This is a genomic window from Candidatus Nitrosotalea sp. FS, from assembly GCF_011319475.1.
GTDB lineage: Archaea > Thermoproteota > Nitrososphaeria > Nitrososphaerales > Nitrosopumilaceae > Nitrosotalea.
The window spans coordinates 1-3,637 of record NZ_RCMC01000249.1 but is presented as its reverse complement, the minus strand read 5'-3'; the positions used below and the strand labels follow the sequence as shown (position 1 = coordinate 3,637).

Below are 3,637 nucleotides of genomic sequence, written 5' to 3'. Positions count from 1 at the left end.
TCTGAACAAAGAACTGGGAATTGCAGTAAACATTCCAGATCCATTAAAGAGAGAAGTANGAATTGCAGTAAATATCCCAGATCCACTAAAGAGAGAAGTAAGTCACAGGCGAAACTTTGGAAGATCAGGTGGTGGCTATGGTAGATCAGGAGGAGGTTACGGCAGATCAGGTGGCGGTTATGGAAGACGCGATGATAGAAGAGATGATCGCAGAAGATCTGGCGATAGAAACTATTACGGCTTGCGAAGTCGCTGGTAGAAAACCGTTCAATATATTTAGGGATTCAGAACTTTATAGTGTATGGATAAAGCAAAACCTGTAAATTCACAGAACTGGGAAAAAGAGGTCATCGCTTCTCAAATTCCTGTGTTTGTAGATTTTTGGGCTGAATGGTGTGGTCCGTGCAGGATGGTAGGTCCTGTAATCGAGGAGCTAGCCGGTGAATATGCAGGAAAGATCAACTTTGTCAAGGTAAATGTTGATGAAAACAACGAACTTGCATCAAAGTACAATGTCTTTAGCATACCAACACTCGCATTATTCAACAAGGGCCAAGTTGTAGCACAACAAATAGGCGCTGCATCAAAGGGTTCTTACAAGAATATGATAGACAATGCTCTTTCAAAAGTCTAAACCTCATTTCTTCTTTTTTAGATCTAAAATAATTAATAACCGGTCAAGAAAACAATTCACATGTCATTTGGAGATATTGATACACTAAACCTTCTATTTGACAAGCTACAAAATTTACTAAATGATACCCAGGGATACTATGAATCGTTTCTAGATGCTAATACAATGTACAAACAAGGAAAATTAACAGACAAGGAATTCTTTGAGAAACTTGGAGATTATGTTGTATCGTACTCTTCGCTAGAATTTTTGTCTGTCAAAGTAATCTTTGAGCTAAAAAAATCTCTTGACAAGATAGCAGGTGGACGTGCATCTGGTGGATCCACTATGGCAAGTCCAATGCCTCCGGGAATGGGACCTCAAGCATCACATGTATCAGTGTCTACATTACCAGGTCCTGGCCAGCCTCCGTCAATTACATCAGCTGCTGCAGCTTTTTCATCACCTGGTGAACTTCCAAGACCAGATCCTTCTCTTTTGCCAAAACAAAGCTCAAGTGGTCCTGTCTGTAATTCCTGTGGTTCTGCTCTAAAGGCTAACGCTAAATTCTGTTCTAAATGTGGAAATAAAATCTAAAAAAATTCTGATACTGTTAGTCTTGGTTTGCACCACATTCAGTGCAGAACTTTGCAGCTAACGATAATTTTGAGCCACACTCTGGACAAAATTTCGAGTTTGTTTCAGTTGAAGTGTTTACACTACCATATAGACCACCCATTGTTTTCATCGCACCTGTTGGTACAAACGTGTCATCATCTACCAGCGGTGTTGGAGCAAAATCTTTCTCTTCTACAAAGTTCATTATTCTAGGCATCTGTTGACCTGGGTTTTTTGGATCAGGTACCATATCGCCTAGCCAAAATGCAAATCTAGTTAGTGTAAGCTCTGGTGTGGAAAAAGTCAGCGTGTGACTTGACATGTAATCGTCTGCAGCAGTCTTGCCGTTGAATACTTTCATTAAATGCACTAATTGGAATGGCTGTATATTGTTTTTTGTTTATGTCTAGATTTCAAAACTCAAATCTACTGGCTTGAGTATGAAAGGCTCATGGTATGATTGGGGGATTGTGGCATGCATTTTTGGGCACNGGCTTGAGTACGAAAAACCCATGCTATGGTTGGAGGCTGTGTATCTTTTGCACTATGGGTGGTAATTTGTTATGTGATTGTATTCAAACTCAAATTTATGCCATGATTCAACTTTTCTAGAAAATATTGGATTTCTTTNTTTGGGCACTATGGAATGGTATTTGTTATGTAATTGTATTCAAACTCAAATTCATACCATGATTCAACTTTTCTAGAAAATACTGGATCTCTTTCTTGTAAGAAAACTCGTCTAGTTGGTTTCTGATGAGTCTTACAATCGTATGGTGCATGGAAATGGGCATATTTACAAGCACTGAGTTTAGACGTTCTGGATGTTCATAACAGTCGGGTATGTGACATTGATATTTTTCAAATATCTTGTCACTGACAACATCTAGTACTATTGAACCTCCTACCTGAACAAGTGATTGTTCCATGGCTAGGCTTACCAGCGCCTTTGATACGTCATATTGATTTATTTGCAACATGTCATTGTTACGATAGATTGCTATATCTGGATGATCAAAATATTTTTCGATCAGATCGATCATCTTTGATTAAACATGATTGGCACGATCCCCTATGAATTACTATATAGATTCAATTTGAGATCAAGCCTAGACTATGTCAAGTTCTCTATAAGATAACAATTAACACGAGTTTAGTTGCATATGACTTCTAAAAATCTCTTGATTGGCTTGTGTTGGTTGAACTCCTCTAGTTGTGTTGTAATTGATTTTGTTATGACTTTACCAGCATTACCGTATAATCTTCTGAGTATCTCGTTTAGATATTCTGGATGTTCGTAACAATCTGGCAAATAGCAATGGTATTGTGTATTTAGAACACTCAATACTTCATCATACGTAGGTTTGCCAATTCCAAGCAGAGCTTTTTCTATGGATATGGTTACCAATGCTCTTTTTACCTCTTCTTTATCATCAAGCATTTTCTTAATCATGTTTTAATGGACTCATGTTGGCAGATTTGTCAAGTGCTGTCCCCATAGAATTCTTGTACCGTACAAACTATTTAAAAGTTGTCAAGTAGTTTTGTACCGTTAATGTAATATGGTGTGAGAATGAACCCTGTCTCGGCTTACAAATGAAAGGTGGACCGAGGGGGATTTGAACCCCCGACATCCGCGTTGCGAACGCGGCATCACTACCACTAGACTACCGGCCCTTTTGTTATCAAGAATATCATCTGCTTTTATTCATTTACTCAAAGAATAATACTAGGTTTTCAAGCAAAATGCGTGATGACAGTAGATGCTGTAATCACAGGCTCACACGTTATTTCTCAAAATGGAATGATAGACAAGAACATTATAATTGATGAAGGCAAAATTGTTGGTCTGACAAATGACATTCCACAATGTGATCTAAAAATAAAAGCAGAAAGCTTGGTTTCACTTCCTGGTATAATTGATCCCCATATTCATTATGGTGTGTATTCTCCGATTGACGAGGCAGCTACCACAGAATCTAAAGTCGCTGCAATTGGTGGGGTCACCACAATGATGCGAATGCTTAGACTGAGTGGTTCGTACAAGAGAAATTTAGATCCACATCTTAATGAAAGCTCCAAGACGCATTATGTTGATTATTCGATTCATGCTTCAATACTTCACAAAAACCAAATTGATGAAATGGAGTTTTGCAAAAATAAAGGAATAACCTCATTTAAGATATACATGAATCTTGGCGAAGAAGTTGGCCATGTCTATATGGATATGCAGCCTGGAGAAAAGTCTCTGCGTGAAGAAAAAGTAGAGATGACAACTGATATGGTTGAAAAGATAGTTGAAAAGGCAGCATCCCTAAATTGCACAGTTCTTGTTCATGCTGAGGACTACCAAATGTGCTCATGTGGAATAAAGACTGCAAAAGAAAAAAAAATGGACGGACTTGC

The 3,637-nt window shown here is 38.2% G+C and carries 5 protein-coding genes, 1 tRNA gene and 1 pseudogene; 3 read left to right on the top strand and 4 right to left on the bottom strand.

Translation table 11 applies throughout. The features are described 5' to 3' along the window. Window positions 1-301: 301 nt before the first annotated feature. Both trxA and DYY66_RS09815 read left to right on the top strand, forming a co-directional pair. The gene (trxA, locus tag DYY66_RS09820) at window positions 302-634 is read left to right on the top strand and encodes a thioredoxin (protein ID WP_166288767.1); all 333 of its coding nucleotides are present in this window, start codon (window positions 302-304) and stop codon (window positions 632-634) included. Window positions 635-694: 60 nt separating this feature from the next. Further along, on the top strand, window positions 695-1,210 hold the full coding sequence (locus DYY66_RS09815; protein WP_166288764.1) for a zinc ribbon domain-containing protein: 516 nt from the start codon (window positions 695-697) through the stop codon (window positions 1,208-1,210). A gap of 16 nt (window positions 1,211-1,226) precedes the next feature. On the opposite strand, the gene DYY66_RS09810 is transcribed toward DYY66_RS09815, so the two are convergent. From DYY66_RS09810 to DYY66_RS09795, 4 genes are all read right to left on the bottom strand, one after another. Further along, window positions 1,227-1,592, bottom strand: a complete 366-nt coding sequence (locus tag DYY66_RS09810; RefSeq protein ID WP_166288761.1) for a zinc ribbon domain-containing protein — start codon at window positions 1,590-1,592, stop codon at window positions 1,227-1,229. Window positions 1,593-1,887: 295 nt separating this feature from the next. Next, entirely contained in the window at window positions 1,888-2,274 is a 387-nt protein-coding gene (locus DYY66_RS09805; protein ID WP_166288758.1) for a hypothetical protein, read from the bottom strand. Window positions 2,275-2,384: 110 nt separating this feature from the next. Beyond that, window positions 2,385-2,684 (bottom strand): hypothetical protein, encoded by a 300-nt coding sequence (locus DYY66_RS09800; RefSeq protein WP_166288755.1) that lies wholly within the window; start codon window positions 2,682-2,684, stop codon window positions 2,385-2,387. Window positions 2,685-2,835: 151 nt separating this feature from the next. Continuing rightward, window positions 2,836-2,908: transfer RNA gene (locus tag DYY66_RS09795), tRNA-Ala, on the bottom strand. A gap of 76 nt (window positions 2,909-2,984) precedes the next feature. Between DYY66_RS09795 and DYY66_RS09790 the strand changes: the two are divergent. After that, window positions 2,985-3,637 (top strand): annotated as a pseudogene (locus DYY66_RS09790) (dihydroorotase); the annotation flags it as partial.

What these genes read in the sequence shown, in the direction of transcription:
- DYY66_RS09805 (WP_166288758.1), bottom strand. Translation starts at nt 2,274, where the DNA reads ATGATCGATCTGATCGAAAAATATTTTGATCATCCAGATATAGCAATC.
- DYY66_RS09810 (WP_166288761.1), bottom strand. Translation starts at nt 1,592, where the DNA reads ATGAAAGTATTCAACGGCAAGACTGCTGCAGACGATTACATGTCAAGT.
- DYY66_RS09815 (WP_166288764.1), top strand. Translation starts at nt 695, where the DNA reads ATGTCATTTGGAGATATTGATACACTAAACCTTCTATTTGACAAGCTA.
- DYY66_RS09800 (WP_166288755.1), bottom strand. Translation starts at nt 2,684, where the DNA reads ATGATTAAGAAAATGCTTGATGATAAAGAAGAGGTAAAAAGAGCATTG.
- trxA (WP_166288767.1), top strand. Translation starts at nt 302, where the DNA reads ATGGATAAAGCAAAACCTGTAAATTCACAGAACTGGGAAAAAGAGGTC.